The following is a 24,974-nucleotide window of genomic DNA, read 5'->3' as shown; positions in this document are numbered from 1 at the left end:
GCGACTCACGCCGCGATCGTCTCCTCCTGGCGCGACAGCACGCGGCCGGCGATGAGTGCGCCGATCACGCACAGCCCCATGATGATGCCGAGCAGCACCGGGATCACCACGACGGCACTGCCGACGGCGAGGGCGAACGCCGCCGCGATCGAGGGCACGAAGCCGCCGATGAGGCCGCCGATGTTGTACGAGACCGCGACGCCCGAGTACCGGTAGCGGGCGCTGAAGAGCTCCGAGAGCATCGTGCCGAGCGGGCCGTACGGGATGCCGAGCGCGCCGATGCCGATCGCGACGCCGGCGATCACGAGCACCTCGATGCCTGAGCCGAGCATGAAGGCGATCGGGATGACGAGCACCGCCGCGGCCGCACCGCCGAGCGCGACCGTCTTCCACGCGCCGATGCGGTCGCCCAGGCGCGCGCCGACGTAGATGCCGATCGCCTCGAGCACCGCGCCGACCATCGTCGCGACGAGCAGCTTCCAGGGCTCCATCCCGAGCTCGCCGGTGCCGAAGTTCACGGCGTAGGTCGTCATGAGGAAGAAGCCGCCGGAGGCGAACAGCACCGTCACGACGACGATGAGCACGCGGCCGCCCGCGTGGCGGAAGACCTCGATGAGGGGCAGCTTCGTGACCTTCTGCTGCTCGGCCCGCTGCACCTGCACGACGTCGGTGAACACCGGCGACTCCTCGACCCTGAGGCGCATGTAGAGCGCGATCGCGAGGAACACGAAGGAGAGGAGGAAGGGGATGCGCCAGCCCCACGCGAGGAGCTGGTCGTCCGGCAGGAGGGTGACGAGCGTGACGATGCCCGAGGAGAGGAGCGTGCCGGCGGGCGAGCCGTACTGCGGCATCGCGCCGTAGAAGGCGCGCTGCTTCGCGGGCGCGTGCTCGACCGCGAGCAGCACGGCGCCGCTCCACTCGCCGCCGAGCGAGAGGCCCTGGATGAAGCGCAGCGTCGTGAGCAGGATCGGCGCGGCGAAGCCGATGGCGTCGAAGGTCGGCAGCAGGCCGATGATGCCGGTCGAGAGGCCGATGACGAGCAGCGTGACGATGAGCGTCTTCTTCCGCCCGATGCGGTCGCCCAGGTGACCGAAGATGATCGCGCCGACCGGGCGGGCGACGAAGCCGATGCCGAAGGTCAGCAGCGACAGCACGGTGCCGACCGCAGGGTCGAAGCTCGGGAAGAAGAGCTCGTCGAACACGAGCGCGGCGAAGAGGCCGTAGATGAAGTAGTCGTACCACTCCATCGCCGTGCCCATGAAGGAGGTCATCGCGACCCTCCGCAGGCGCTTGAGGTCCTGCACCTCGCGGCTGGTGTGCCGCTCGGTGGATGCTGGCGTCGTTGCCATGGCTGTGCTCCGTCCAAGGGGAACCGGCGGCGGCTTCGATGCCACTCGCCATCGGTAGGTCATACATACTATGTTTGAGATCGACGCGGATCGCAAGCACTCCGATCGGGGGCGCTCACGGTCCGACGACGACGATGTCGGAGGAGCTGCCATGAAGGTCGACCTGATCGTGCGCAACGCGCGCATCGACACCCGCGACGAGCGCCGGCCGAGCGCGAGCGCGCTCGCCGTGCTGCACGGCCGCGTCGTGGCGCTCGACGAGGACGTCGAGGGCCTGACGGCGCGCGAGACGCTCGACGCCAAGGGCCTCGCGCTCCTGCCGGGGTTCAACGACGTGCACGCGCACTCGGTCTGGTTCGGCACGACGCTCATGGAGGCCGACCTCTCGGGCGTCGCGTCGCTCGACGACATCTACGACCGCATCAAGGCGCAGGCCGCCGAGACGAAGCCTGGCGAGTGGGTCGTCGGCGCGGGCTACAACCCCGTGCTGCTGCAGGGCGCGGTGCCGGACCGCGATGCGCTCGACCGCGCGAGCGGCGGCCGTCCCGTCTGGATCAAGCACGCATCCGGCCACTCGGGCCAGGCGAGCAGCGCGGGCCTGGCCGCGGCGGGCGTCGCCGACCGCGACGTGCCGGAGGTCGACGGCGGCAAGATCGTCGTCGACCGCGATGACCGGCCGACCGGCGTGCTCGAGGAGCGGGCGATGGCGCTCGTGCAGGAGATCCTGCTCCCCTACCCGCTCGCCTCCCTCGAGCAGGCGCTCGAGCTCGCGACGGCGCAGTACGCGCGCGAGGGGATCACGAGCGTGACGGATGCGGGGGTCGCCGGGGGCTGGATCGGTCACGCTCCCGCCGAGCTCGCGGCCTACCAGGCGGCGCGCGACGCGGGGCGTCTCCGCACCCGCATGCAGGTGATGCCGGTCATGGATGCGCTGCACGAGCTGCCTGGGCACGCCGACGAGCCGGCGCGGCGCGGCTTCGGCGCCGGGATGCGCACGGGCTGGGGCGACGAGTGGCTGCAGCTCGGCCCCGTCAAGGTCTTCACCGACGGCTCGATCCTCGGCCGCACCGCGCACATGCGCGAGGAGTACGAGCACTGCCCCGGCTACCACGGCTACCTGCAGGACGATCCCGAGGCGATGCGCACCCGCATCCGCGAGGCGGCGGCGGCCGGCTGGGCGCTCGCGCTGCACGCGGTCGGCGATGCCGCGCTCGACTTCGCGCTCGACGCGATCGAGGAGGCGACTCGCGCGAACGGCTGGCCGCCCGTGCCCAACCGGGTCGAGCACGGCATGGTCGTGCGCCCCGACCAGCTCGAGCGGCTCGCGCGGCTCGGCGTCGCGTGCGTCGTGCAGCCGAGCTTCATCACCGCCTTCGGCGAGGGCATCCGCGGCCCGGTCGGCAAGCGGCGCGGCGAGATGTCGATCCGCGCGCGCAGCCAGCTCGACGCCGGCATCCCGCTCGCGTTCTCCTCCGACCGGCCGGTCGCGCCCGGGGCGCCGCTGCTGGGCATCCAGTCGTTCGTGCGCCGCATCAGCGAGGAGGGGCTCGTCTACGGCGAGCACGAGCGCATCTCGGTCGACGAGGCCGTGCGTGCCGCGACCGTCGGCTCGAGCGAGGTGACCGGCCAGCAGGCGCACAAGGGCCGGCTCGCGCCGGGGCAGCTCGCCGATATGGTCCTGCTCGAGGCGCACCCGCGCGAGGTCGACGCGGCCGAGATCGGCGCGATCCCCGTGCGGGCGACGATCGCGGGCGGCCGCTTCACGCACCGCGACGCCGACGTGGACTGACGCTCTCGACCGTGGGAAGGCATCCGATGACCACTCCAGACCACACCAGCGCGCGCGTCGCGCTCGTGACCGGCGGCACCTCGGGCTTCGGCGTCGAGATCGCCGCGCGGCTGCGCGCCGACGGCATGCGCGTCGCCGTCACCGGCCGCCGACCGCCCGTCGGCGAGGCCGTCGAGCGGCTCGGCGACGCGCTCTTCGTCGCGGGCGACCTCACCGAGCGGGGCGCGCCCGAGCGCATCGTGGGCGAGGTGGTGGATGCCTTCGGTCGGCTCGACGTGCTCGTCAACAACGCGGGCAGGCGGCACGCGGGCCTCATCGTCGACAACCCGGTCGAGGAGCTCGTCGACGTCTTCGCCCTCAACACGATCGCGGCCATGGCGATGACGGCGGCGGCCGCGCGGGCGATGATCCCGACCGGCGGCGGCGCGATCATCAACATGCTGTCGCGGCTCGCGTCGTCGGGGGTGCCGACGCTCACGACCTACACGGCCTCGAAGGGCGCGCTCGCCGCCTACACGCAGGGCGCGGCCGTCGAGCTCGCGCCCCACAACATCCGCGTGAACGCCGTCGCGCCCGGCATGGCGCGCACGCCGCTCATCGAGGACTGGCTCGCCGACCAGCCGAATCCCGACCGAGCGCTCGCCGACACGCTGCGCGACATCCCGCTCGGCCGGCTCGCGACGCCCGAGGACGTCGCGGCGGCCGTCGCCTACCTCGCCTCGCCCGAGGCCGCGTACGTCACCGGCGCGAGCATCGCGGTCGACGGCGGCTACACGGCGCGCTGAACCGGCGCGCCGACGCGCTCAGGCGCGCGCCTCGTGGCGGTGGTCGGTCGCGAACGCAGCGAACACCGCGCGCGCGTCGTCGCCGCGCAGCCGGTACTGCGAGCGCAGCGTCTCGGCGAGCTGGTCGAGCACGCGCGCGAGTTGCTGGGCGCTCAGCCGCACGACCGGCTCCTGGCGCACCAGCGCGGCGTCCTTGAGCTCGAGCGCATACGGCAGCTGCCGGGCGAGTGCGAGCGCGGGCGTCTCCTCGCGGAAGTAGAACCCCTCGGAGTGCTGGGCGAAGTCGACCCGCACCTCGGCGGCCTTGCCTGCGACCGAGTCGAGCACGCGCGAGAGGCTGCCGACGTCGAGCTCCGGCACCGCCTCCGCGTAGCCCGCCTCGGCGAGGCCGTCGAGCTGCAGCGACAGCGCCCGCCGGCGCGAGAGCGGCGGGTAGATCTGCGAGAACCAGGTCATCGCCGCGGTCAGCAGCGCGAACCCCGTGAGCGCCTCGAGCGGCGCCACCAGCCGGATCCACGAGGTCACGGCGAGCACGTCGCCGAAGCCGAGCGTGGTGAGGGTGACGAAGGAGACGTAGAGCGACTCCGCGAACGGCGCGTAGTCGTCGGCGTCGAGCCCGGGCGAGTAGGTGAACTCCGCCGGCATGTGCGGCAGGTAGATGAGCGCCCAGCCCAACCCTTGGAGCACGACCCACAGGAGGACGACCAGCAGCATCCCGGCGGCGCCGGCGACGGAGCCGAGCCGTCGGCGGAAGGGCTTCGTCAGGGCCCACGTCGCGGCGAGCAGGCGGCGGCTCAGCGCCCCGCGCCCGCTCGGGTGCAGCAGCGTGTGGAACATGTCCCAGAGGCCGATCGCGATGATCGCCACTCCCACGATCGTGAGCACCGCATCCATCTCGTTCCCCCGCCTTCCGCATCGCACGCCCGGTGCACCGATCTTCGCGGACGAGCGCGAGCGGAGCCTGAGCGGGCGCGATCGATCCACGCGCCGGTCCGTCGCGCGCATCCGCCCGCATCGAGGCGGCTACGTTGACCCCATGGCCACGATGATCCCCGGCGCGATCCGTCCCGGCACGCCGCCCGGCGAGGCGAAGGTCTTCGAGGCGCTCCGCGACCACCCGGGCACGAGCGACTGGATCGTCTGGCACGGCCTGCCCATCCGCCACCACGAGACGCAGGTCGAGGGCGAGGCCGACTTCGTCATCGTGATCCCCGACGAGGGGATGCTCGTGGTCGAGGTGAAGTCGCACGAGCGCGTCGAGGTCGGTGCCGACGGGCTGTGGCGGCTCGGGAGCCAGGAGCCCACGTCTCGCTCGCCCTACGACCAGGCGATCGAGAACGCGAGGAGCCTCCGCTCGTGGATCCTGCGGCGCGCCTACGACCCGCGGTACCCGATCTGGCACGCGGTGTGGTTCCCGAACCGCGGCGGCGAGCTCGTCAAGCAGCTCGAGGCGCGCATCGACGTCACGCCCGACGCGACGCTCACGCGCCCCGACCTGCAGCCCGACCGGCTGGTGACGAGCCTCGTCAAGGCACTGCGGGCGGGCGAACGCGAGCTGCGCGCGCGAGGCGTGCGCTACGAGGAGGGACGACCGACCCAGGCTGACCTCGCCGAGGCTCGAGACCTGCTGACGCCGCCCGTGACGTGGCAGCAGGCGAGCGCCGACGCGCGAGCCGTTCGCGAGCGCGACCTGCGCGAGGCGACGGAGCGGCAGGAGGAGGCGCTGCAGTACTTCGCGCACTACCCGCGGCTCGTCGTCGAGGGCCCCGCCGGCACCGGGAAGACGAACATCGCCGTGCGCGCGGCCCTGCAAGCCGCCAACCGGGAGGAGCGCGTGCTGCTGACGTGCTTCAACCGGAAGCTCGAGGCCGAGCTGCGTCACCGACTGCGGGATCGCGAGGAGGTCACGGTCGCGCGCGTCCACCACCTCATGCTCGCGATCACCGGCATCACTCCCCCACCCGACGCCGATGACGCCTGGTGGAACGGCACCCTGCCAGACGCCACCCTGGCGATCACTCGCGCACCCGGCTTCGAGCCGCCCTACTCGTGCCTCGTCGCCGACGAGGCGCAGGACCTCGCGCGCGACTCGACGCTCGACGTGCTCGACAGCCTGCTCGAGGGCGGCCTCGCCGGCAGCCGGGTCATCGTCGCCGGCGACTTCGACGGGCAGGACATCTACCGCCCACGCCACGCTCGCTCGTCGAGTAGCCCGGCGGAGCCGGGCGTATCGAGACGAGAGACGCTCCTCGCCCGCCTCTCCGACGCCGGCCGCATGGCCGTGACCCGCAACGTGCGCCAGCGCCCCGAGCTCGCCGCCTTCGTCGAGGAGCTGCTCGGCGACGACGTCTACGAGCAGTACGATCGCGCCGAGCTCGGCGTCGAGTGCGGCCAGATCCTGCGGTTCGACTCCGCCGAGCAGCAGCAGGCGCAGCTGCAGCAGGTGCTGCGAGCCCTGTGGGAGGAGGGCTGGGAGCCGCGCGACATCCTCGTGCTCTCCCCTCGCCGCGCGTCGGCGGCCCGTCACGCGACGGGCTCGGTGGCGGATGCGCTGGCCCCCGACGACGCCGACGGTCCCGGCATCCGGTGGGGCACGGTGCACCTCTTCAAGGGGCTCGAGGCGCCGGTCGTCGTGCTCACCGACGTGGACGGTGCCACGCCAGGCTGGCGCGACCTGCTCTACGTCGGTGCCACGCGGGCGACCGAGCGGCTCGTCGTGCTCACGTCGCTCGACGAGATCGCAGACCGCGCGCCGCTCCCGCACTGACCCCTCGCGCGCCGGGAAGGCCGGGTCTACCGTCCGGAGCATGACGAGGCGGATCATCACGACGAGCGACGCCCCCCGGCTCCGCACTCTTCGCTCAGGGCGTCCGCGTCGGCTCCACGATCTACGTGTCCGGGATGGTCAGCATCGACCCGCAGACGGGCCAGCTCGCGGGAGCGTCGATCCAGAGCCAGACCACGCAGGCCCTGCACAACTGCGCATCGGTCCTCCAGGCCGCGGGCTGCACACTGGACGACGTCGCGATGGTGACCGTGCTGCTCGCGCATCCGGACGACTTCGCCGGCATGAACGAGGCCTACGCGGCCGTGTTCGCTACCGACCCGCCCGCTCGCGCAGTCGCCCGGCTCGGTCCGGAGCTGCCCGGCGTGCTCGTGTCGATCGCGCTGACTGCGCACGTCGGCCGCTGACCAGCACGACCGCGAGCGCTCGCGATCCTGTCCGCCAGTTCAGGCGTCACTCGCTCCCGTGTCCCGAGACCCTGGATAGCCGTCGAGGAAGCGCCGGTACATCACCTGATTGGGGAAGGCGTCTCGGACCTGGGTGCCGGGCAGATGCGCGAGCTCGGGTGCTGGGTCGCCGATGAAACCCCACCTGTCCTTGCCCTCGTCCCATGGCATCTCCGACGGGAACCACGAATCGACTCGGTACGCGCCGCGCACGATGCCGTAGGCGATGCCCAGTGCGTACGCCGCCCGGTCGCGGACCCATCCGGCGATCTTCCAGTGACCGCGCGTCGCGTCGTAGATCTCCCTCTCGTTCATGTCGGCGCGCCAGCCGTTCTGGATCTTGAGCATGATCACCGGCTCAGGGATCGGCGGGCACGGCTTGGCCTGGTGCCGCGCGACGACAGCGGGCAGTGTGGCGAGGCCGTGCTGGCCCGAGTGATGACCGCGAACGAGGTTCGTGAGCGGGTGATGGTCGGCGTGGAACGCATCGATGACGGCTTGCTCGACGATGAACGCCGTGTGCTCGTCCTCGATGCCGGTGCGCAGGAACAGCAGGTCGACCGGCTGCCCGCTGGCCTCGATCTCGTTGATCGTCCGGATCTTGGCTCGCTCCGAGGCGAGGTCGGCGCCAGCTTCGCGTACGTGGGCGTTGATGCGGTCGCCGATGCCCTTGCCGACGTAGAAGACCTTGCCGTCGCGCGGATCGCGCAGCGCGTAGACGTAGTAGCGCAGGACGTCCGCGACCTCACCTGGGATGCGAGCGTCGACAGACATGCCCGAATGCTACTGAGCGACTGACACTCCGGCCCCGCCGAGAGCGACCTCAACCGGGTCGCGCATCCGCTCTGTTACCGACCGTGACGGGCCATCCGTGCGCTCCCCGCTCCGCGCTCCTACGTTGAGAGCACACCATCCAGAGCGGCTGAGAGACCTGGCTCGACGACGCCGCAGCAACCCGTGATCGCGCGGGTGCTTCGGCCAGGACCGATGGATCTCCCGCATCGAGACCGGCCGAGGCCGGCATCGACCGAGCCCGCTGCGCGTGCCCGGATGCGGCTCCCTTGGGCTACGAGAGGACCACCGCATGACCAGCATCGACCGGGGCGCGCAACGACGGCGCGTGCTCGCCTCCTCCTTCGTCGGGACCACGATCGAGTGGTACGACTTCTACCTCTACGGCACCGCATCCGCCCTCATCTTCAGCACGCAGTTCTTCCCCGAGGGCAGCCCGCTCGCCGGCACGATCGCCTCGTTCGCGACGCTCGCGGTCGGCATCGTCGTGCGGCCGCTCGGCGGCATCATCGCCGGCCACCTCGGCGACCGCATCGGACGCAAGTCGCTGCTCGTCGCCTCGCTGCTGCTCATGGGCATCGCGACGACGATCATCGGGCTGCTGCCGAACTTCTCGGCGATCGGCTGGTGGGCGGTCGGCGGGCTCATCGTGCTGCGCGTGCTGCAGGGCCTCTCGGCGGGCGCCGAGTGGGGCGGATCCGCGCTGCTGAGCGTCGAGCACGCACCGGCCCGGCATCGCGGGCTCTTCGGCTCCTTCACGCAGCTCGGCTCCTCGGCGGGCATGCTGCTCGCGACCGGCGCCTTCTTCATCGTGCAGCAGGTGCTGAGCGCCGAGCAGTTCACCGACTTCGGCTGGCGCATCCCGTTCCTCATCTCGGCGGCGCTCGTCGCGTTCGGGCTGTGGATCCGGCTCGGTGTCGAGGACGCGCCGGAGTTCGAGGAGCACCGCTCGAGCGGCGTCACGCGCGCCCCGGTCGCCGAGCTGCTGCGCCACCACCGCCGCCCGCTGCTCATCACGATCGGCCTGCGGCTCGGCCAGAACGCCATCTACTTCCTCATCACCGTCTACATGCTGAGCTACCTCGCGAGCGAGCGCGGCGACACGACCTCCGGCGTCACCGCCGTGATGATCGCCTCGGCGCTCGGGCTCGTCGCGACGCCGCTGTGGAGCTGGCTCTCCGACCGCGTCGGCCGCCGCCGCGTCTCGATCTTCGGCTATGCCTCGATCGGCGTCTTCGGCTGGGCGCTCTTCGCCTTCCTCGACGCCGGCCCGCTCGCACTGCTGCCGCTCGTCGTCGTGATCGGCGTCAACATCACCCACGACTCGGTCTACGGGCCGCAGGCGGCGTGGTTCGCGGAGCAGTTCCCGGTGCACGTGCGCTACTCCGGCGTGAGCCTCGGCTACCAGATCGGCTCCGTGCTCGGCGGCGGCCTCATGCCGATGATCGCGGCGCTGCTGTTCTCCGCGGGCGGCAACGAGCCGTGGCTCATCGCCGGCTACCTGTCGGTGCTCGCGGCGCTCTCGATCGTGGCGGCCCTGTTCGCCGCCGATCCCGCGCGCGACCGGCCCGGCACCGACCTGGGCGACCTGCACGGCGCGACCGAGCGCATCCGCCCCGATTCCGACCCCGAGACCACCCTGACCGACGCGGAGCCCGTGCTCGCCGCGACCGAGAGGACCGACCGATGACCCGACCGCTGCTGCTGAGCGCCTTCGAGATGCTCGTGCCCAACCACCAGTCGCCGGGCCTCTGGCGGCACCCGGAGTCGCAGGCGCGCGACTTCGACACGCTCGGCTACTGGACGGAGCTCGCGAAGACGCTCGAGCGCGGCGGCTTCTCGGCGCTCTTCCTCGCCGACATCCCGGGCGTCTACGACGTCTACGGCGACGGCATCGAGGCGACGGCGCGCGGCGGCGTGCAGTACCCGGTGCTCGACCCGCTCGTCGCGGTGCCGGCGATGGCCGCGGTGACGGAGCGGCTCGGGTTCGGCGTCACGGCGTCGGTCACCTACGAGTCGCCCTACCTGCTGGCGCGCACGCTCACGACGCTCGATCACTTCACCGGTGGCCGCATCGCGTGGAACATCGTCACCTCCTACCAGGACTCCGCCGCGCGCAACCTCGGCTACGACAAGCAGCTGCCGCACGACGTACGCTACGACCGCGCCGACGAGTACATGCAGGTCATGTACAAGCTCTTCGAGGGCTCGTTCGAGGCGGATGCGGTGGTCGCCGACAAGGAATCGGGCGTCTGGGTCGACCCAGACAAGGTGCACCCGATCGGGCACGAGGGCGAGTGGTTCACGGTGCCGGGCTACGCGCTCGCGCACCCGGGGCCGCAGGGCACGCCCTACCTCTTCCAGGCGGGCGCGTCGAGCCGCGGGCAGGCGTTCTCGCTCGACCACGCGGAGGCGATCTTCTTCTCGGGCTCGACGCCGCAGCTCGTGCGCCGCTGGGTCGACGGCGTGCGCGAGGGGCTCGTCGAGCGCGGTCGGTCGGCGGACGCAGTGAAGATCCTGACGATCGCAACGGTGATCGCCGCCGAGACGGACGAGGAGGCGCGGGCGCGCCTCGAGGAGTACCGGCAGCACGTCGACATCGAGGGCGCGCTCGCGCTCTTCGGCGGCTGGACGGGCGTCGACCTCTCGGGCCTCGACCCGGATGCGACGCTCGAGCACGTGCAGACGGAGGCGAACCACTCCGCCCTCGCGTCGTTCACGACCCTCTCGACCGGGCGCGCGTGGACGGTGCGCGACCTCGCCGAGTTCGTGGCGATCGGCGGTCGCGGCCCAGTGATCGTCGGCTCCCCCGCGACGGTGGTCGACGAGCTCGAGCGTTGGCGCGAGGAGTCGGGCGTCGATGGCTTCAACATCACGGCGGCGGTGCGGCCAGCAGACATCGAGCGCTTCGTCGACCTGGTGACGCCGGAACTGCGGCGGCGCGGGCTGCTGCCCGAGGCGGGCGAGGAACCGAAGGGACTCACGCTGCGCGAGGCGCTGACCGGCGGAGGCCCGAACCTGCCGACCGACCACCTGGGGGCGGGCTTGCGGCGAGCTCGAGTCTAGGCCGCTTCAGCACTCGCAGGCCGGGCTCGACGTCGTCGAAAATGCAACCGCAGCGCGCCGTCGCCGTCGAGCCGAGTCCGCAGAGCGGCGGTAGCAGGCCGCGAGGAGCCAGTGGCGAGCGGAGCGTCTTTGCCGAGTGGGCAGCGTTCATACAAGGCCGGGGCGGCCAGCGAGCCGACTTCTACTTGCTGGGGCGGCCGACGATCTACGCCGACAGGAGTAGCGCACTTCCGGCTGCAGCGACGGATGCCTTACGGCAACCATGCTGCTCAGGATCGCGTAATCGAGCTCACGGTGTCCGGCCAGCCCCGACCCCGAGCTCGCGGGCGAGCGGATGCGAGACGCCGGAGTAGGAGCAGAGCATCCGCGATCCGGCCGACATGAAGCGGCTGGCCGGCGACCTGCCGCTTCATTGGGTCGCGAAGCACTCAAGCGCTGGCGTGCGGGCTCAGACGAATCCGTCGAGGCGAGGACGCGCACGTCGACGGCGCAACTTCGTGTCCGAAACGAGCTCAACTGCTAGCCGAGCCCTGCCCGTGAGCGGCGGGACCTCCGCCTCCGCCTCCGCCTCCGCAGAGTACGGTGTCAGGAAGCGCAAGAATGCTCGAGGCGCCTTGCGCTATCCCGCGCCCCGCCGGAGTGACAGGAGCATTTCGTCGGCCTCCGGATTAAATGGACCAACCGGTGGGCCGGCGACGCCACACGTAAACAGCGCAAAGCAGGCCGCGCCGAGGGGACGGGGGCGGGCTACTGGAGCCGGTGCATGATCGGGATGTGGGCGGCGCGGTAGGCGCACCGTCGCCCTGTCGCATCGCCTCAACGGTCCTATCGCCTGAGCGGGATGCGTTGGCTCTCGCCACGTCCCGACCGCGCGTCATCTCGTCGGTGTCGAGACTTGCGCGGGGCGTCGCGCGCGGCGAGGCGCTCACTGAGCAGGCGATCGGTGAGCACCGACCCGAGATCGTCTGAGCGCTCGCCGGGTTGCGCGAGGCGGTGCGCTTCATGCGCGGACTGTGAGATGGCGAGCGCATGGAGTTGCTCCCGCGGGATTTCGACCGGTTCGCCGTAAGCGGCAGGCGCTTCGGCTCGTCGGGTCGGGCGTCAAGTCCTGTGACGCACGGCGGCGATGATGCGATCAGCGACGGAGAGCGGCGATTCGTGCTCCCAGAACCTAAGCACCTGCCAGCCGTCGGCTTGAAGGCGCCGGCTGGTGTCGATGTCTCGCTCTCGATTTCGCTGGATCTTTGGACCCCAGTAGTCAGCGTTCGCCCTCGGCGCGATGAAATGCTCGGGGCACCCGTGCCAGAAGCACCCATCGATGAATACTGCAACTCGGCGCCGAGTGAAAACGATGTCGGCGCGGCGGCGCCGGTCGGACTCGAGGGCGGCATAGTCGACGCGGTACCGCATGCCAGCGGCGTGGAGCAGGCGGCGTACCGCCAGCTCGGGCGTCGTATCCCGACGGACGTTGCCCCGCATCGTCGCTCGAGCCGCCGGGGAGGTTGCCCAGCTCCCCAGCTCGATCCCGCCGTCCGTTGTGCCCACGAAGACATCGTGGCAGGCGACACCGCGCTGCGTTCCTGGAGGGTGGGCAGCCGCCGGTAGGCTGCTGGATAGGCAAGCTCAAGGCAGGCGGAGGACATGGAAGAAGAGAGCGCGATGAGGTCGACTCGGACCTACCGCATGGGGGAGCTCTTCGCGGGCCCGGGTGGCATTGCGGTGGGTGCGCACAAGGCGCTCAAAGACCCTGCTCTGTTCCGGCGGGTCGCCATCAAGCACGCGTGGGCCAACGACTACGACGCCGATACCGTTCGGACTTACTTCGGTGCGGTGCGGGAGTACGACCCCTCCTTGCGCCGCAATGACGTGATCCACGCGGATGTGAGAAAGCTGGACATCGATGCGCTCAGCGATATCGATGGCTTCGCGTTTGGCTTCCCCTGCAACGACTACTCACTGGTCGGCGAGCGAAAGGGGATTGCCGGAGACTTCGGCCCGCTCTACTCCTATGGCGTCAAGGTGCTCGAAGCGAAGCAACCCGAGTGGTTCGTGGCCGAGAACGTTGGGGGCATCCGCAGCCACGAAGAGACCTTCCGCCAGATACTGCTCGAGCTCGAGGCTGCCGGCCCGGGGTATGAGCTGACGACTCACCTCTATCGCTTCGAGGAGTACGGGGTCCCGCAGAAGCGGCACCGCGTCATCATCGTCGGCATTCGCAAAGATCTCGGCAAGCGCTTCCGAGTGCCCGCACCGACGACACCGGAACGCGACGACCAGGTGACGGCGGCAGAGGCGCTCGACGGCATCCACCCGTCGGCACCGAATCACGAGAAGACACGCCACTCGCCTTCAGTAGTTCGGCGCCTCTCCCAGATCCAGCCTGGTCAGAACGCCTGGAACGCCGACCTGAGCGAGGATTCTCGGATCAACGTGAAGGGTGCCACCCTGAGCCAGATCTACAAGCGCCTCAAGCCGAACGAGCCGAGTTACACCATCACGGGCAGCGGCGGTGGCGGCACGAGCGGCTACCACTGGGAAGAGCCGCGAGCGCTGACGAACCGAGAACGTGCCAGATTGCAGACGTTCGACGACCATCACCGGTTCGAGGGCGGCACCCTGAGCGTGAAGAAGCAGGTCGGCATGGCAGTCCCACCGAAGGGCGCCCAGGTGATCTTCGAAGCGCTCTTCAAGACGCTCGAGGGGATTCCCTACGACAGCGTCCCCGCGGCGCTGTCGCGGGGAGGAGCACGCACTCGGGGCCGGAACCGGGACTCGTGATGAGCTCACCGGTGCCGGCCAGCCGGGCGTCGCTTCAGAACTCGTTTCGATAGATGACCGTGTGGTCCGCAGCCCGCTCGAGGACCTCCAGCATCTTGCGAGCCTGGCGGTCCGAGGGCACCGCGCGGCCGCCCGCGAATCGTTGAACGATGTCGCGCTCGACAGGGCCCACGAAGCCCTGACGAACGCCGTGCTCGATCACACGGCGCCAGACATCGGACTTCACCTGCATCACTCGCGAGACGACCTGGAATTCCGCATCAACGCGAGCATCGGCTCGCGCGGCGGACTGGAGGGACCGATGAGTCGACTCGTCCATCAACTCGTCGACAGTAGCCGCGGACAGCTGCATCGGACGTCCCTGCAGCATCTTCCAGCAGGCCTCTTGCTTCGCCCACTGGGTGACATTCGCCTGCGAGCGGCGGGGATCGTTGAGGACCTCTTGCGCGAGCTTGGCCGCTACCAGCAGCTGTCCGAGGGCGACAGGGGTTAGAGCCTGCGACCTCCAAGTCCTCTCGAAGTCGAACTTGCCTCGCCCGCTCCTCTCGATCTCGAATGACAGCTTGGCCATCGCATAGGTGACGATGTTCGCCAGGTATCCCTTGCCGTACCAATCCGCCGCAAGGACCCCGAGACGGAGGTCACGGAACATAATGGCCTTCGCGATGCCTGTCCGGAAGTATGCGTCATTGACTAGATCTGGGCTCGCTTCCCAGAGCTTGTTCGCCTCTTCCGCATAGGCCATGAAGTTGGCTTGCGCGCCCTTGCTGACGATGTGCGGGCGCTTCGACCAGGAGAAGGCGTACTTCGCCCAGTCAGTCTTCGTCACCTTCTGGTGCTTCGGGAACTCGAGGTCAAACTTCTTCTGCTGAGATGCGACAAGCGCATTGCGTCGGGACTCGTACTGGCCACGAGTTCGCTCGTAGAACCAACCCGTCTGGTACTGCTCCCCCTCTCGAGCCGGAGCCTTCACGCGGTTGCTGATCTTCTCCAGCTCGACATGGAACTGGCTGTTCGAGAAGAAGTCCGCTTCATTCACCTTGTTCTGGCTGTTCGCAAACCGCGAGACGCTGGCGACAATCTCGGCCGCACGCTCGGGTACCACCTTGACGAGCTTCATCTGCACGTACACGTCGTCGAGTGAGCGGCCGGTCCCAGTACGGAGGAAATGCACTAGTGAGGAGGTCGTCTGACCGCCATTGACGATCTGCCAGTTCTCAATCGCCGTGATCGCCGGCCCACTCGGAGTCGCTACAAGCGTGACGTCCGTCGCAGTTGTGGTCAGGCCGTTGTTATAAGCGAGGAACATCGAAGGCTCATTGAGCAGGGTTGCCTGGATGCCCTTGTTCACCTTGCCCCGCGCGCTCAGGTAGGTCCTGACATTCGACTCAAGGAGGCGACTGCCGTGCTCGCGGAAGACGGAGGCGAGCACATCGCCTGGCAACACCGCGAGATAGGAGTGCGCCTCCTCGTCCGTGTCCGAAGCGGGCAAGCAGGGCAAGCCGTCAGGCAACCAGCGCGTGAGGTCGATCACCAGATCCTCGAGGCCCGTCTTCGAATGAGCGAGTGCCTCCAGCCTTCCGAGATCCCAAATCTCGAACGATGCCCGACGCCCCACCACCTCGCGGCTGGCGACAGTCGTGATGCGCTCGCTCATTGTGGCATCGGTGATGAGCAGGAACTTAATTCGCTCCACCCGCATGTCGCCGTTCGAAGCCAGCAGTTTCTGCAGGTAGACGGCCAACTCGACGGCGGGCGAACTGATCTCGAGATTCTCCTGGAGCCACCCGTCCGCCGATTGCTCCACGAAATGGACACCGGCATCGAAGACCTTGGTTGCCTCCGTGCGAGTGAGAATAGCATCAGGGTCTTCGGTGTGCAGGCCGACGAGGATCAACAGTGAATCGTCGGCTTGCTCGTGCGCGTAGCCAAGCAATCCCAGCCGTCGCCGGTTGCGACCGGCGACATCGACGATCGGGTGCACCGAGACATCCACGAGCACCTCCGCCTCCTGCAGCCGCTCGACGACCTCTGTGGCGAAGGCTTCTAAGGTGAACTGCTTAGAACCGGCAGCCTGCGCGTGGATGGCGTTCTGCAATTCGAAAAAGTAGTCGTTCATCATGACCTCAATACCTCAGGACGCTGTCGTCCGCAACAAAACCAGAAAGTGCGTCAAGCGCGACGCTATACGTGACGTCCAACACGCCGGCGTCCAGCGACCCGGCCCGGATACGTGGGAACTCGTCAGAGACTCGATACGCGAGCCAACCGGTCTCGACGAAGCTCCAGTTTCGGTAGTACTCGTCGGTGGAGTCGAATCCGATCGCGGCGAGCGCATCCTCGAACATCTCGAGCGCCAACGGGTCGCTACTGACAAGCTCCGCAGTGTCTGCCACTGCAGACGTGATGCAGACGGCCTCCGGCGAACCCGAAATGTCCCGCTCCAGGGGCAAGACCGCGAGGTAAAGTTCGAGGTCGGACGGCTCGAGCTGATCGAGATTCGAGATCCGGACGGCCTTGGGCGGGCGGTGAGCCGACTTCACCTCGAATGCGAATCCGCTTGCGTACACGAAGTCCTTGGCGCCGCCGAACGGGCCCACCCACGCAAGCATCTCCGTACGGCTATCTGCGCCACCCCGCAACCGAAGCTGCAACAGTCTCAACTCTGCGAACAGGCCGCGAATCTCCGATTCACCGAGGCGGCCCCGCTTGCGGGCGAACATCTGCCTCAGCTCCTCGAGACCGTCGAGCAACGCGCGAACCGCCGGGGCGCCCGCGTCGGCCTTCGCGGCTTCCGCGAGGACGTAATCAAGGACGGTTGCGAACCCAGGGGTGATGCCTCGATGTGTCGACGTCAGTCGCAAGTATGCAGTCTTTCCGTCGGAAGACTGCTGATGCAGGACGTCGAGGCCGCGGAAGCCGTCGACCACGGACGTCAGTGGCTGATCCAGCTCGATGACGACTGCCGGTCGCCTTTCGACATTCTGGACGTAGGCGCGGAGGCTTGGATGCGGCAGAGGGAGAAGCTGATGCGGCCCCCGTGCCAGCACGGCCTCAAGCTTCGGCCGGAGGCTCACTCTCCCTCCTCCAGCTCTTCCTCATCGGTGACGCCGAGATGCGCGCGCGCGAACACCTTGTTGACGACGAACCTCGCACCGGCCTTCTCCCGGAGCGCTCTCGCCTCTTCTTGCGGCGAAAGACCAGGGAAGGCAAGAACGACGGCCGCGATCGGGGTCTCCTGCGACTCGGGGAACTCCTTCGACGACACGGAATAGAGGAGAATTGCGGGGCGCTCAAGTCCGCGCCTGACGATCGTTGTCTCGGTGAGCTTCTCGTCGTCCCTGAGGCTCTCCTGAAGCTCACGCAGCGCCGACCTGGGGACCACATTTCGGATGTCGCTCCCGGTCGCAACACGTCGGTTGGCGAAGTAGAGCCGCCCATCCAACAGGTCGAGCTGGTTGCGGGCAGACACCGCCTGCTTGATGTGCGTCGTGATCGCATGCGGACTGCCGGAGCCATTGACCAAGACGACGTCCCAAGCCTCCCCGTTGACGGCTTCGCCGAGGTACTGGGCGATCTGAGGCACGGTGGCCGTCGGGTTCCCTAGGCCGAAATAGGGGTCGCTCTCATGCCCACGGAAGGCAAGGAAGAAACGCTCGACTGCACCGCGCGGCACCCCCCTCCAGATCATGTGCCCGCCTTGCTCTGAGGCGGACGTCTCGTACTGCGTCGTTGCCTCGGCTTCGGTGACAAGTGCCCGCAGGGCCGCGCGGTTCCTGGCGCGAGCATCCGCCTCGGGCGGGAGCGCGACAGATTCGAACTTGTGGCCGTGGACGAGGACCTTGCCGTCGTAGAACTCGCCAGCGCGCTGCTTCGACGCGGCTGTCACCATGAACGTCTCAGGGTGCCGGCGGATCTTGATTCCGAAGTGCTCGGGCGTGAGTTTCATCGCATTCATCTCACGCATGGAACGCCGAAGGTCGTCGGAGATCTCTGCGACGTAGCGGAATAGATCGACGACGTCTGAGTCGATCCAGATGCGGACAAGGTCTTCGTAGCCAGGGCGATAGCCGAACCAGCGGCCCATCTGCAGCAGGGTGTCGGCGGCCCCCGCGCGCCGGACAAAGTAGCTCACTTGCAGGCCGTTCAACGTCAGTCCGCGCGCCAGTACGTTCCCGCCCACAAAGATCGTTGGCAGCCGGTCCTCGGCTTCTCGGGCCGACGGCGACATCTCCGACCGACGCCGGGCGCGCTCGTTCGTGGTGCGGCCGTTGACGAGCTCGATACGGACATCCCGCAGAACGTCGATCAGCTCAGCGCGGACCTGCTGCCATGTGAACTCCACATGCGAGTACTCGCGCTCGTACATCCTCAGCAGCCTGTGGGTGGTTGGCGACATGCCCCCGCCGGAAGGCATGGCGAACTCTGCGGCCGCCGCGTCGAGAAGGTCGAGCACCGCCGCCTGCGTCAGTCCGTGGATCCGCGTCTGGATGTCGTTGAACCGCGAGACGTTGACCATCATGGCGGCGGCACTGGCGCCATCGCCGCGGAGGCGCCGGACCCCCACCCCGACGAGGAACGTCGCTATCGCATCATGGAGCGACTCTGGCAGCTCGGTCACCAGGTGTGTGCGCTTGTGGCTGTATGGGAGCATCGCAACGCAATCGGCGACATCGTCGATCAGGGCATGTGCATGTTCTCCGGGGCTCTCTCCGTCGCCGAAGTATCTGCTGATGCCGGAGTAATTCGACGGGCTCTCCAGCGCCTGGATGTAGTGCCTAGGGAACAGATCCTCCTGGTTGGCATCGTCGATCAGGACATTCGCGAACGGCGTCGCGGTGATCGCCATGTAGGAGCTTCGTGCGGATGAGTTCAACAGCTCCCGAATCGCCGCATTGACGGCCGCAACATCGTCCTCTCCCCGTGTGTTGATCGACGCCCAGTCCGCCTCGTCGTCAATGACGACGAGGGGGACCGAGAGCCGCCCGGAAGCGTGCTGCTGCTTCAGATAGTTGGCGAGGTTGCGGAGCACCGCCGCGTTCTTCTTCACAACGAAGACGGTAGGCACGGCGCCGCCGATCGCGACGCGACTCGTACGCTTCGCCGCGGAGTTGAAGTCGCTGTTCGTGGTCGTCAGCACGTTGGTGTGCGTCGTGCCGTCGATCAGACCCACACCGACGAGACGCTTAGCCTGCGTTGCATCGATGTGGTCCTCGGTGAAGGCGGAGTCAAAACCCAGGAGGTCGGAGTCCACGCGCTGTTGAGTCTGGCGCCGCAGGTCCTCGGTGTGCCCACCGATGATGACGATCAGGTTGTAGCCATAGTCGATGGCCTTGTTCAGCACACCGACGTAGGTCGCGGTCTTGCCGGACTGCACCTCACCGATCGCCAGACCCCGGCGAGCCCACTCGCCGTCAACTGTTGGGTCGCCCATGAGCTCGACAAGCCGGTCGGTCTGCGAGTCGAGGTTTGCGATGACGTTAGGCGCCCAGTTCCGCTCGAAGAGCAACTCGCGGTAGGCGTTCCATCGAGTCAGCTCGACGGTCGGCTTTCGCTCATCGATCCATTCAGTGAACTCCGCCTGATCGACGACACCGATGCCGAGGCGAAGCTCGACCTTCCGAAGCTCGATGATGTCGTCAATCACCGATTCGATGTCGGCGGCGACCAGACCAGGGGTGAGGATCGGAGCGACCTGGTGTGCTCTCGAGCGCAGGTCGTCCAGCTCAATCGAGCTGTCATCCGTGATCAGTCGATTGAGCGTATGCAGCAGATGCTTGCGTTGAGTCGTGATGTCCATGTCAGCTTCCACTCCAGATTTTCGCGATTCGGTCTTCGAGATCCTCGACTGAGTCGAACGGCTCGATGTTCTTGAGCGCCATGACTGCTGCTTTCGGCTCGTCCGGAAGGACGGCCGCAGCCCGCAGCGCCGTCAGGCGCTCGTCGACGGCATCCGGATCGAGGTGGATCGGCTTGGGATGCTCACTCTTCGCTACAGAGGCGTAGAGGTCTTCCACCGGGAAGCCTCCCGCCAGGTCCTCGAGAAGATCGTTCAGCAACCCACGCTGGGCCTCATCGAGGTCTTCCGCCAGCGCGCGCACAGAGGGATGCGAGAGATTCACCTCGTACCAGTAGCCGTCGCGTCCGTTCTGGCGAGACCACAACCGTTGCATCGGGTCGAGCTGGGGATCCTTCCGAGCGCGGAAGGTGTGCACGCGCTCACTGGAGCCGGTGATCGACGTCATCACGTCGGCGAGCCTTCGCTTCAGCACGGCCGGAGCTTCCGCCCTGGACTTCTTGATGTCCAGACGCCAGAGGTGGTCGAGCGCGTTGGGGAAATCCACCCGCACGCGGGACTGCTTGGAGAGCTCGGCACGCCGCGCCAGGCCCGCCCACGTGCCATGAGAGATCAACCGCTTATTGCGATAGATGTAGAAGCCCTGCGCTTCTCGCATGCCAGCGCCCAAGTCAGGTCGACGACGCTCCGTCGCAGTCAGCTTGGATACATGAGGAAGCGTGAACGCCTTGATCTCGACCGGCAGGCCCTCGATCCTGATGAGCTCAGTGGGAGAGGACTGCGTGGCGCGATTGCGTGTGAGAAAAGGGTCCACTGGCTGCACCGCCACACCATTCACGGTGATTGCCAGCGGACGCCCGCCTTCCCCTTCGAGGAAGCGGTGGAACGTCAGCGCGAGGTGATGACGCAGTGCCGTCAGATGCGCCACCATCGCCTTAGAGAGATCGACCTCTCCGGCGAGCATGACATCGAGCTGTCGCCACACGACCAAGGTGCCTTGATCCATCGACTCCAGTGCGTCGATCGATGGGAGCTCCGCGATATCCGCCTCACCCAGAACCCGGACTGTCCAGCGGCCCGTTTCGCGCACGTGATCGATGTCCCACTGCAACGCCTTCAGAGCGCCGTCGTGTAGGGAGGCCACTGTCAGCTGGCGTCCCTGCGAGAGAGAAGCTGTCTTGAGGCCGAGCCCGAAGCGTCCCAAGTCGTCTTCGGCGCGAGTGCCATCTCCTACGGAGCCCGCTAGCCGCAGCGCCTGCCGGATCGATTGCTCATCCATGCCTGCACCGTTGTCGAGAACCGTGACGTAGCTGGCCTCGATCGGATCGCCGACAACCGCAACCTCCGTTGCGCCCGCGGTGATCGAATTGTCGATGAGGTCAGCGACCGCGGCGCCGAAGTCGTAACCGACCGACCGCATGGATGTCAGCAGCTCCACGCCGGGGACCAGTTCTTCGTCTCTCATGTCTACCAACCCACTCGTTCTCGAACCACCTCGGTCACCAGCCGAACACCGTAAGCGTGCGGAAAGGAAGCGCCAAGCGGTGCGATCTGTAGATCTCTCGTGCCAGCTCCACGTGCGAGTCGTAGGCATTGATCGCCGCTTCTCGACCGTTGTTCTGGTAGCGATAGCTGATCGGCACTGCAAGCACCAGGTGGTCTGCATCCTCAAGCAGAGCGCCGTTCAAGATTGCGCGATAGCCCGTATTGCTCTGTGCGGCACGCCCGGCATCGATCTCGAGCACGACCTTGTGGGTGGGATGAAACGCATCGACCTCGTGCCCGGGGATGACGTTCCCCTCACGGTCATGACCGCGATGCATCGAGACGCTCGCGCGCTTGCCAGGGCTGACCTGGAATCCTGCATCGATAAGCGCCGGCCGGACCAACTCCAGGGCTTCCTCCGCCCTTCTGGTCGAGAAGCTCACCCGGCGAGAGTCGAGCCGATCCTCGACGTCGGCGAAAGCCTGCCGGACGGTATGCAGCCACGAGGGAACGGCTCGTTGCGCAGGGAAGGACTGCGCCAGCGGGTACGACAATGTATCTCCTCGATGAGCTGGGGACTCAGCAACGCGACACCGAATACGCGCTTGACCGCGCACTCGACTTATCTTCACCAAGCTATTGGATGGCGATGACATTCACCGATCTCCCGCGTGTCGCACCGATCCGATCAGTGGCCACGGTGGCTTGGCGCGCGCGACGGAGCGTCACACTCCGTCACATCCCGCCGCGCTATCAGACAGCGTGAGACCATGGAAGGCGACCCTTCGCATCCGCACCGGGAGCCTCCCCCATGATTACGATCGACCACGTCAGCCGGCGCTTCGGCGACGGCCTCGATGCCGTCGTCGCGCTCGACGACGTCTCCATCGAGGTGCAGCGCGGCGAGATCTTCGGCGTCGTCGGGCAGTCGGGCGCCGGCAAGTCGACGCTGCTGCGCACCGTCAACGCGCTCGAGCGTCCGGATTCCGGCACCGTGACCGTCGACGGCACCGTCATCACCGGGCTCGAGGGCGCCGCGCTGCGACAGGCCCGCCACAAGATCGGCATGGTCTTCCAGCACTTCAACCTCGTCGGCAACCGCACCGTCGCGCAGAACGTCGAGTTCGCGCTCGAGGCGGTCGGCGTCAAGGGCGACGAGCGCCGCGGCCGCGCGCTCGAGATGCTTGACCTCGTCGGCCTCGCCCACCGCGCGAAGGACCGCCCCGCGCAGCTCTCCGGCGGCCAGCGCCAGCGCGTCGGCATCGCCCGCGCGCTCGCCTCGCAGCCCGACGTGCTGCTGAGCGACGAGGCCACGAGCGCGCTCGACCCCGAGACGACCCGGCAGATCCTCGACCTCATCAAGCGCCTCTCGGGCGAGCTCGGCCTCACCGTGCTGCTCATCACCCACGAGATGGACGTCGTCAAGCGCATCTGCGACTCGGCGGCCCTCATGGAGCAGGGCCGGGTCGTCGAGCAGGGCGCGCTCGAGCAGCTCATCCGCACGCCCGGCTCGCGCGTCGCCGCCGAGCTCTTCCCGGTCGGCGAGGCGCACTACACGCCCGGCCACCGCATCATCGACGTCACCTACACGGGGCTGAGCGCCGACCGGCCGGTCATCGCGCAGCTCTCGCGCGACTTCGGCCTCGACGTGTCGATCCTCGGTGCCGCCCTCGAGACGATCCGCGGCCACCAGGCCGGCCGCACCCGCCTCGCCGTGCCCGGGGACGCATCCGTCGCCCTCAAGGTGATCGACCGGCTCACGTCGCAGGGCGTGACCGCGTGGGAGGTGCACCCGTGATCGACCCCGCCGCGCCGGAGTTCTGGCCGCAGCTCTTCGCCGTGCTCCTCGAGGGCACGTGGGAGACGCTCTACATGACGGCGATCGCGATGGCGATCACGTTCGTCGTCGGGCTGCCGCTCGGCATCGTGCTCGTCGGCACCGAGCCCGGCCGCTTCCTCGAGGCGCCGCTCGGCCAGCGCTGGCTCGGCCGCGCGATCAACGCGGTGCTGGGCTTCGTCGTCAACCTCGGCCGCTCGGTGCCGTTCATCGTGCTGATGATCGCGCTCATCCCGGTGACGCGCTGGCTGCTCGGCTCGTTCATCGGCACCGGCCCCGCGATCGTGCCGCTCACGCTCGTCGCGATCCCGTTCTTCGTGCGCGTCGTCGAGATCGCCGTGCGCGAGGTCGACCCGGGCCTGTTCGAGGCGGCCGAATCGCTCGGCGCCTCCCGCTGGCTCGTCGTGCGGCGCGTGCTGCTGCCGCAGGCGTGGCCGGCGATCGCGCTCGGCACCGCCACGACCGTCACCTCGATCATCAACTTCTCGGCGATGGTCGGCGTGGTCGGCGGCGGCGGCCTCGGCAACGTCGCCCTCACCTACGGCATGCAGCGCTACAGCGCGCTCCACATCGTCTTCGTCGTCATCATCCTGTTCGTCATCGTGCAGGTCGTGCAGTGGCTGCTCACTCGGCTCGCACGACGCCTCAGCGGCGCCACCCCCGCCGCCGGCCGCACCGCCCGACGGACCGAGCGCGCCGCGCTCGACCTCGACGACGCATCCATCGTCTCCGCACCGACTCGCGGCGACACCGACTCCCCCACTCGTTAGGAACCATCCATGGCCAAGCGCCGCTCCCTGCTCACCGCCCTCGCCGCCGGCGCGACCGTCGCCGCGCTCACCGCCTGCTCCTCCGGCGCCGCCGACACCGCCGCCCCCGAGGACGGCTCGCTCGGCACCGTCCGCGTCGGCGCGCTCCCCGTGCCGGCCGGCGACATCCTGAACTGGGTCGACGAGAACCTCGCGGATGCCGAGGGTCTCGACATCGAGTACGTCGAGTTCACCGACTACAACACCCCCAACCCCGCCCTCACCGACGGCTCGACCGAGGCGAACCTCTTCCAGAACGCGACGTTCATGGAGACCTACAACTCGCAGGCGGGCGGCTCGCTCGTCTCGGTGGGCGAGGTCTACCTGCCGGCCGCCGCCTTCTACTCCGACTCGCTGACGTCGATCGACGAGCTCGGCGAGGGTGCGACGATCGCCATCCCGAACGACCCGACGAACGAGGCGCGCGCGCTCGAGATCCTCGCGGCCGAGGGGCTCATCGAGATCGCCGAGGGCGCGACGAACCTCGACGGCATCACGGCGAACCCGTCGAACTTTCGCTTCACCGAGGTCGAGAACGCGACGCTGCCGCTCGCGATCCCCGACAACGACGCGGTCTTCGTCACCGCCTCGTTCGCGCTGCCGGCCGGCCTCACGCAGGACCAGGCGATCCTCACCGAGGGCGACGACTCGGAGTACTTCAACGTGCTCGCCACGACGCCCGAGCTCGAGAGCGACCCGCGCATCGCGAAGCTCTACGAGCTGCTGACCTCGGAGGAGACGCAGGAGTACATGCTCGAGACGTGGGGCGGGCTGATCGTGCCGATCGCGGGCTGATCCACCGCCTTCCTCCCACCGCGCCGCGTGCTCTGAGCACGCGGCGCGGTCGTCGTCTCGGCGCCCGGACGCGTGATGCTCCTATTGCTGTCAAGCGGCGGTGAGCCATTGGCGGTAGCGCTCGGCCAAGGCGTCGTCGCGGCGTTCGCCTCGTTCGATCCGGGAGATGGCTGATGGCCAGCTCTGGAGTGCTTGCGCGGCGGTGGCGAGGGTGAGGCCTCGGGCGTGACGGAGGGGTCTTAGGTCGTCGATGGTGGGCACGGGCTGAGGCTGGACGATGTGCATGAAGATCTCGTCGGCGATGTAGCGCTTGAGGCAGCGGATGATCTCCGGCATGGTCTTGCCCTGCTCAGTGCGATTCGCGACGTAGTCCCGGGTGCGTTGCTCCGAGCTCATGCGTACGAGCGCGATCCGGTAGAGCGCGTTGTTCGCCTGCCGATCGCCGCCGCGGTTGAGGCGGT

At 68.3% G+C, this 24,974-nt stretch carries 19 protein-coding genes, 1 pseudogene and 1 riboswitch; of the genes and pseudogenes, 10 read left to right on the top strand and 10 right to left on the bottom strand.

All coding sequences use genetic code 11. The features are described 5' to 3' along the window. Positions 1 to 5 precede the first annotated feature (5 nt). The gene (locus tag L332_RS21270; RefSeq protein ID WP_021010298.1) at positions 6 to 1,349 is read right to left on the bottom strand and encodes an MFS transporter; all 1,344 of its coding nucleotides are present in this window, start codon (positions 1,347 to 1,349) and stop codon (positions 6 to 8) included. Between the two features lie 151 nt (positions 1,350 to 1,500). Between L332_RS21270 and L332_RS21265 the strand changes: the two genes are divergently transcribed. Beyond that, positions 1,501 to 3,138, top strand: coding sequence for an amidohydrolase (locus tag L332_RS21265; RefSeq protein WP_021010297.1), 1,638 nt, complete (start codon positions 1,501 to 1,503; stop codon positions 3,136 to 3,138). A 26-nt stretch (positions 3,139 to 3,164) separates the two neighbouring features. Continuing rightward, entirely contained in the window at positions 3,165 to 3,923 is a 759-nt protein-coding gene (locus tag L332_RS21260; RefSeq protein WP_021010296.1) for an SDR family NAD(P)-dependent oxidoreductase, read from the top strand. Between the two features lie 18 nt (positions 3,924 to 3,941). Here L332_RS21260 and L332_RS21255 read toward each other — a convergent pair whose 3' ends face one another. Continuing rightward, a complete protein-coding gene (locus tag L332_RS21255; protein ID WP_021010295.1) occupies positions 3,942 to 4,817 on the bottom strand; it encodes a potassium channel family protein in 876 nt (291 codons plus the stop codon). Positions 4,818 to 4,959: 142 nt separating this feature from the next. Here L332_RS21255 and L332_RS21250 point away from each other — a divergent pair, with 142 nt between their 5' ends. Together L332_RS21250 and L332_RS21245 are read left to right on the top strand one after the other, a co-directional pair. Further along, a complete protein-coding gene (locus L332_RS21250) occupies positions 4,960 to 6,690 on the top strand; it encodes a nuclease-related domain-containing DEAD/DEAH box helicase (protein ID WP_021010294.1) in 1,731 nt (576 codons plus the stop codon). A 92-nt stretch (positions 6,691 to 6,782) separates the two neighbouring features. After that, positions 6,783 to 7,115, top strand: a pseudogene (locus tag L332_RS21245) (RidA family protein); the annotation flags it as partial. Positions 7,116 to 7,154: 39 nt separating this feature from the next. On the opposite strand, the gene L332_RS21240 reads toward L332_RS21245, so the two are convergent. Beyond that, a complete protein-coding gene (locus L332_RS21240) occupies positions 7,155 to 7,928 on the bottom strand; it encodes an LEM-3-like GIY-YIG domain-containing protein (protein ID WP_021010293.1) in 774 nt (257 codons plus the stop codon). 132 nt (positions 7,929 to 8,060) lie between these two features. Further along, positions 8,061 to 8,148: riboswitch (SAM riboswitch) on the top strand. Between the two features lie 90 nt (positions 8,149 to 8,238). Here L332_RS21240 and L332_RS21235 point away from each other — a divergent pair. Together L332_RS21235 and L332_RS21230 are read left to right on the top strand one after the other, a co-directional pair. Next, positions 8,239 to 9,636: an MFS transporter gene (locus L332_RS21235; RefSeq protein WP_021010292.1), complete on the top strand. Its 1,398-nt coding sequence runs from the start codon at positions 8,239 to 8,241 to the stop codon at positions 9,634 to 9,636. Next, positions 9,633 to 11,012, top strand: a complete 1,380-nt coding sequence (locus L332_RS21230) for an LLM class flavin-dependent oxidoreductase (RefSeq protein WP_021010291.1) — start codon at positions 9,633 to 9,635, stop codon at positions 11,010 to 11,012. The genes L332_RS21235 and L332_RS21230 overlap by 4 nt, the downstream gene beginning before the upstream one ends. 1,101 nt (positions 11,013 to 12,113) lie before the next feature. Here L332_RS21230 and L332_RS21225 read toward each other — a convergent pair. Continuing rightward, positions 12,114 to 12,557 (bottom strand): very short patch repair endonuclease, encoded by a 444-nt coding sequence (locus tag L332_RS21225; protein WP_021010290.1) that lies wholly within the window; start codon positions 12,555 to 12,557, stop codon positions 12,114 to 12,116. Positions 12,558 to 12,653: 96 nt separating this feature from the next. Between L332_RS21225 and L332_RS21220 the strand changes: the two genes are divergently transcribed. Further along, positions 12,654 to 13,790 (top strand): DNA cytosine methyltransferase, encoded by a 1,137-nt coding sequence (locus L332_RS21220; protein WP_021010289.1) that lies wholly within the window; start codon positions 12,654 to 12,656, stop codon positions 13,788 to 13,790. A gap of 34 nt (positions 13,791 to 13,824) precedes the next feature. Here L332_RS21220 and L332_RS21215 read toward each other — a convergent pair whose 3' ends face one another. The 5 genes from L332_RS21215 to L332_RS30315 are packed head-to-tail and all read right to left on the bottom strand — an operon-like array spanning position 13,825 to position 21,626. Next, positions 13,825 to 15,912, bottom strand: a complete 2,088-nt coding sequence (locus tag L332_RS21215) for an AIPR family protein (RefSeq protein ID WP_021010288.1) — start codon at positions 15,910 to 15,912, stop codon at positions 13,825 to 13,827. 4 nt (positions 15,913 to 15,916) lie between these two features. Continuing rightward, on the bottom strand, positions 15,917 to 16,867 hold the full coding sequence (locus L332_RS21210; protein WP_021010287.1) for a PD-(D/E)XK motif protein: 951 nt from the start codon (positions 16,865 to 16,867) through the stop codon (positions 15,917 to 15,919). Further along, positions 16,864 to 19,590 (bottom strand): Z1 domain-containing protein, encoded by a 2,727-nt coding sequence (locus L332_RS0115085; protein WP_144061036.1) that lies wholly within the window; start codon positions 19,588 to 19,590, stop codon positions 16,864 to 16,866. Before L332_RS0115085 ends, L332_RS21210 begins: the two co-directional genes overlap by 4 nt. 1 nt (position 19,591) lies before the next feature. Further along, complete coding sequence (locus tag L332_RS21205; protein WP_021010285.1) at positions 19,592 to 21,052, bottom strand: ATP-binding protein; 1,461 nt, start codon at positions 21,050 to 21,052, stop codon at positions 19,592 to 19,594. Between the two features lie 34 nt (positions 21,053 to 21,086). Beyond that, positions 21,087 to 21,626: a hypothetical protein gene (locus L332_RS30315; RefSeq protein ID WP_021010284.1), complete on the bottom strand. Its 540-nt coding sequence runs from the start codon at positions 21,624 to 21,626 to the stop codon at positions 21,087 to 21,089. A 257-nt stretch (positions 21,627 to 21,883) separates the two neighbouring features. Between L332_RS30315 and L332_RS21195 the strand changes: the two genes are divergently transcribed. From L332_RS21195 to L332_RS21185, 3 genes are read left to right on the top strand one after another with little or no spacing between them, the layout of a single operon-like run. Further along, a complete protein-coding gene (locus L332_RS21195; RefSeq protein ID WP_021010283.1) occupies positions 21,884 to 22,870 on the top strand; it encodes a methionine ABC transporter ATP-binding protein in 987 nt (328 codons plus the stop codon). Next, a complete protein-coding gene (locus L332_RS21190; RefSeq protein ID WP_021010282.1) occupies positions 22,867 to 23,679 on the top strand; it encodes a methionine ABC transporter permease in 813 nt (270 codons plus the stop codon). Before L332_RS21195 ends, L332_RS21190 begins: the two co-directional genes overlap by 4 nt. A 9-nt stretch (positions 23,680 to 23,688) precedes the next feature. Then, positions 23,689 to 24,513, top strand: coding sequence for a MetQ/NlpA family ABC transporter substrate-binding protein (locus tag L332_RS21185; RefSeq protein WP_021010281.1), 825 nt, complete (start codon positions 23,689 to 23,691; stop codon positions 24,511 to 24,513). A 90-nt stretch (positions 24,514 to 24,603) separates the two neighbouring features. Here L332_RS21185 and L332_RS30310 read toward each other — a convergent pair. Then, on the bottom strand, positions 24,604 to 24,974 hold a 371-nt coding region (locus tag L332_RS30310), incomplete at its 5' end, for a helix-turn-helix domain-containing protein (RefSeq protein ID WP_031223539.1).

It is taken from the genome of Agrococcus pavilionensis RW1, assembly GCF_000400485.1.
GTDB classification, from domain to species: Bacteria; Actinomycetota; Actinomycetes; order Actinomycetales; family Microbacteriaceae; genus Agrococcus; species Agrococcus pavilionensis.
This window is presented reverse-complemented; position numbering and strand designations above follow the sequence as displayed.

Coding starts and splice junctions, on each gene's coding strand:
- L332_RS21270 (WP_021010298.1), bottom strand. CDS start 1,349: ATGGCAACGACGCCAGCATCCACCGAGCGGCACACCAGCCGCGAGGTG.
- L332_RS21265 (WP_021010297.1), top strand. CDS start 1,501: ATGAAGGTCGACCTGATCGTGCGCAACGCGCGCATCGACACCCGCGAC.
- L332_RS21260 (WP_021010296.1), top strand. CDS start 3,165: ATGACCACTCCAGACCACACCAGCGCGCGCGTCGCGCTCGTGACCGGC.
- L332_RS21255 (WP_021010295.1), bottom strand. CDS start 4,817: ATGGATGCGGTGCTCACGATCGTGGGAGTGGCGATCATCGCGATCGGC.
- L332_RS21250 (WP_021010294.1), top strand. CDS start 4,960: ATGGCCACGATGATCCCCGGCGCGATCCGTCCCGGCACGCCGCCCGGC.
- L332_RS21240 (WP_021010293.1), bottom strand. CDS start 7,928: ATGTCTGTCGACGCTCGCATCCCAGGTGAGGTCGCGGACGTCCTGCGC.
- L332_RS21235 (WP_021010292.1), top strand. CDS start 8,239: ATGACCAGCATCGACCGGGGCGCGCAACGACGGCGCGTGCTCGCCTCC.
- L332_RS21230 (WP_021010291.1), top strand. CDS start 9,633: ATGACCCGACCGCTGCTGCTGAGCGCCTTCGAGATGCTCGTGCCCAAC.
- L332_RS21220 (WP_021010289.1), top strand. CDS start 12,654: ATGGAAGAAGAGAGCGCGATGAGGTCGACTCGGACCTACCGCATGGGG.
- L332_RS21215 (WP_021010288.1), bottom strand. CDS start 15,912: ATGATGAACGACTACTTTTTCGAATTGCAGAACGCCATCCACGCGCAG.
- L332_RS0115085 (WP_144061036.1), bottom strand. CDS start 19,590: ATGGACATCACGACTCAACGCAAGCATCTGCTGCATACGCTCAATCGA.
- L332_RS21205 (WP_021010285.1), bottom strand. CDS start 21,052: ATGAGAGACGAAGAACTGGTCCCCGGCGTGGAGCTGCTGACATCCATG.
- L332_RS21195 (WP_021010283.1), top strand. CDS start 21,884: ATGATTACGATCGACCACGTCAGCCGGCGCTTCGGCGACGGCCTCGAT.
- L332_RS21185 (WP_021010281.1), top strand. CDS start 23,689: ATGGCCAAGCGCCGCTCCCTGCTCACCGCCCTCGCCGCCGGCGCGACC.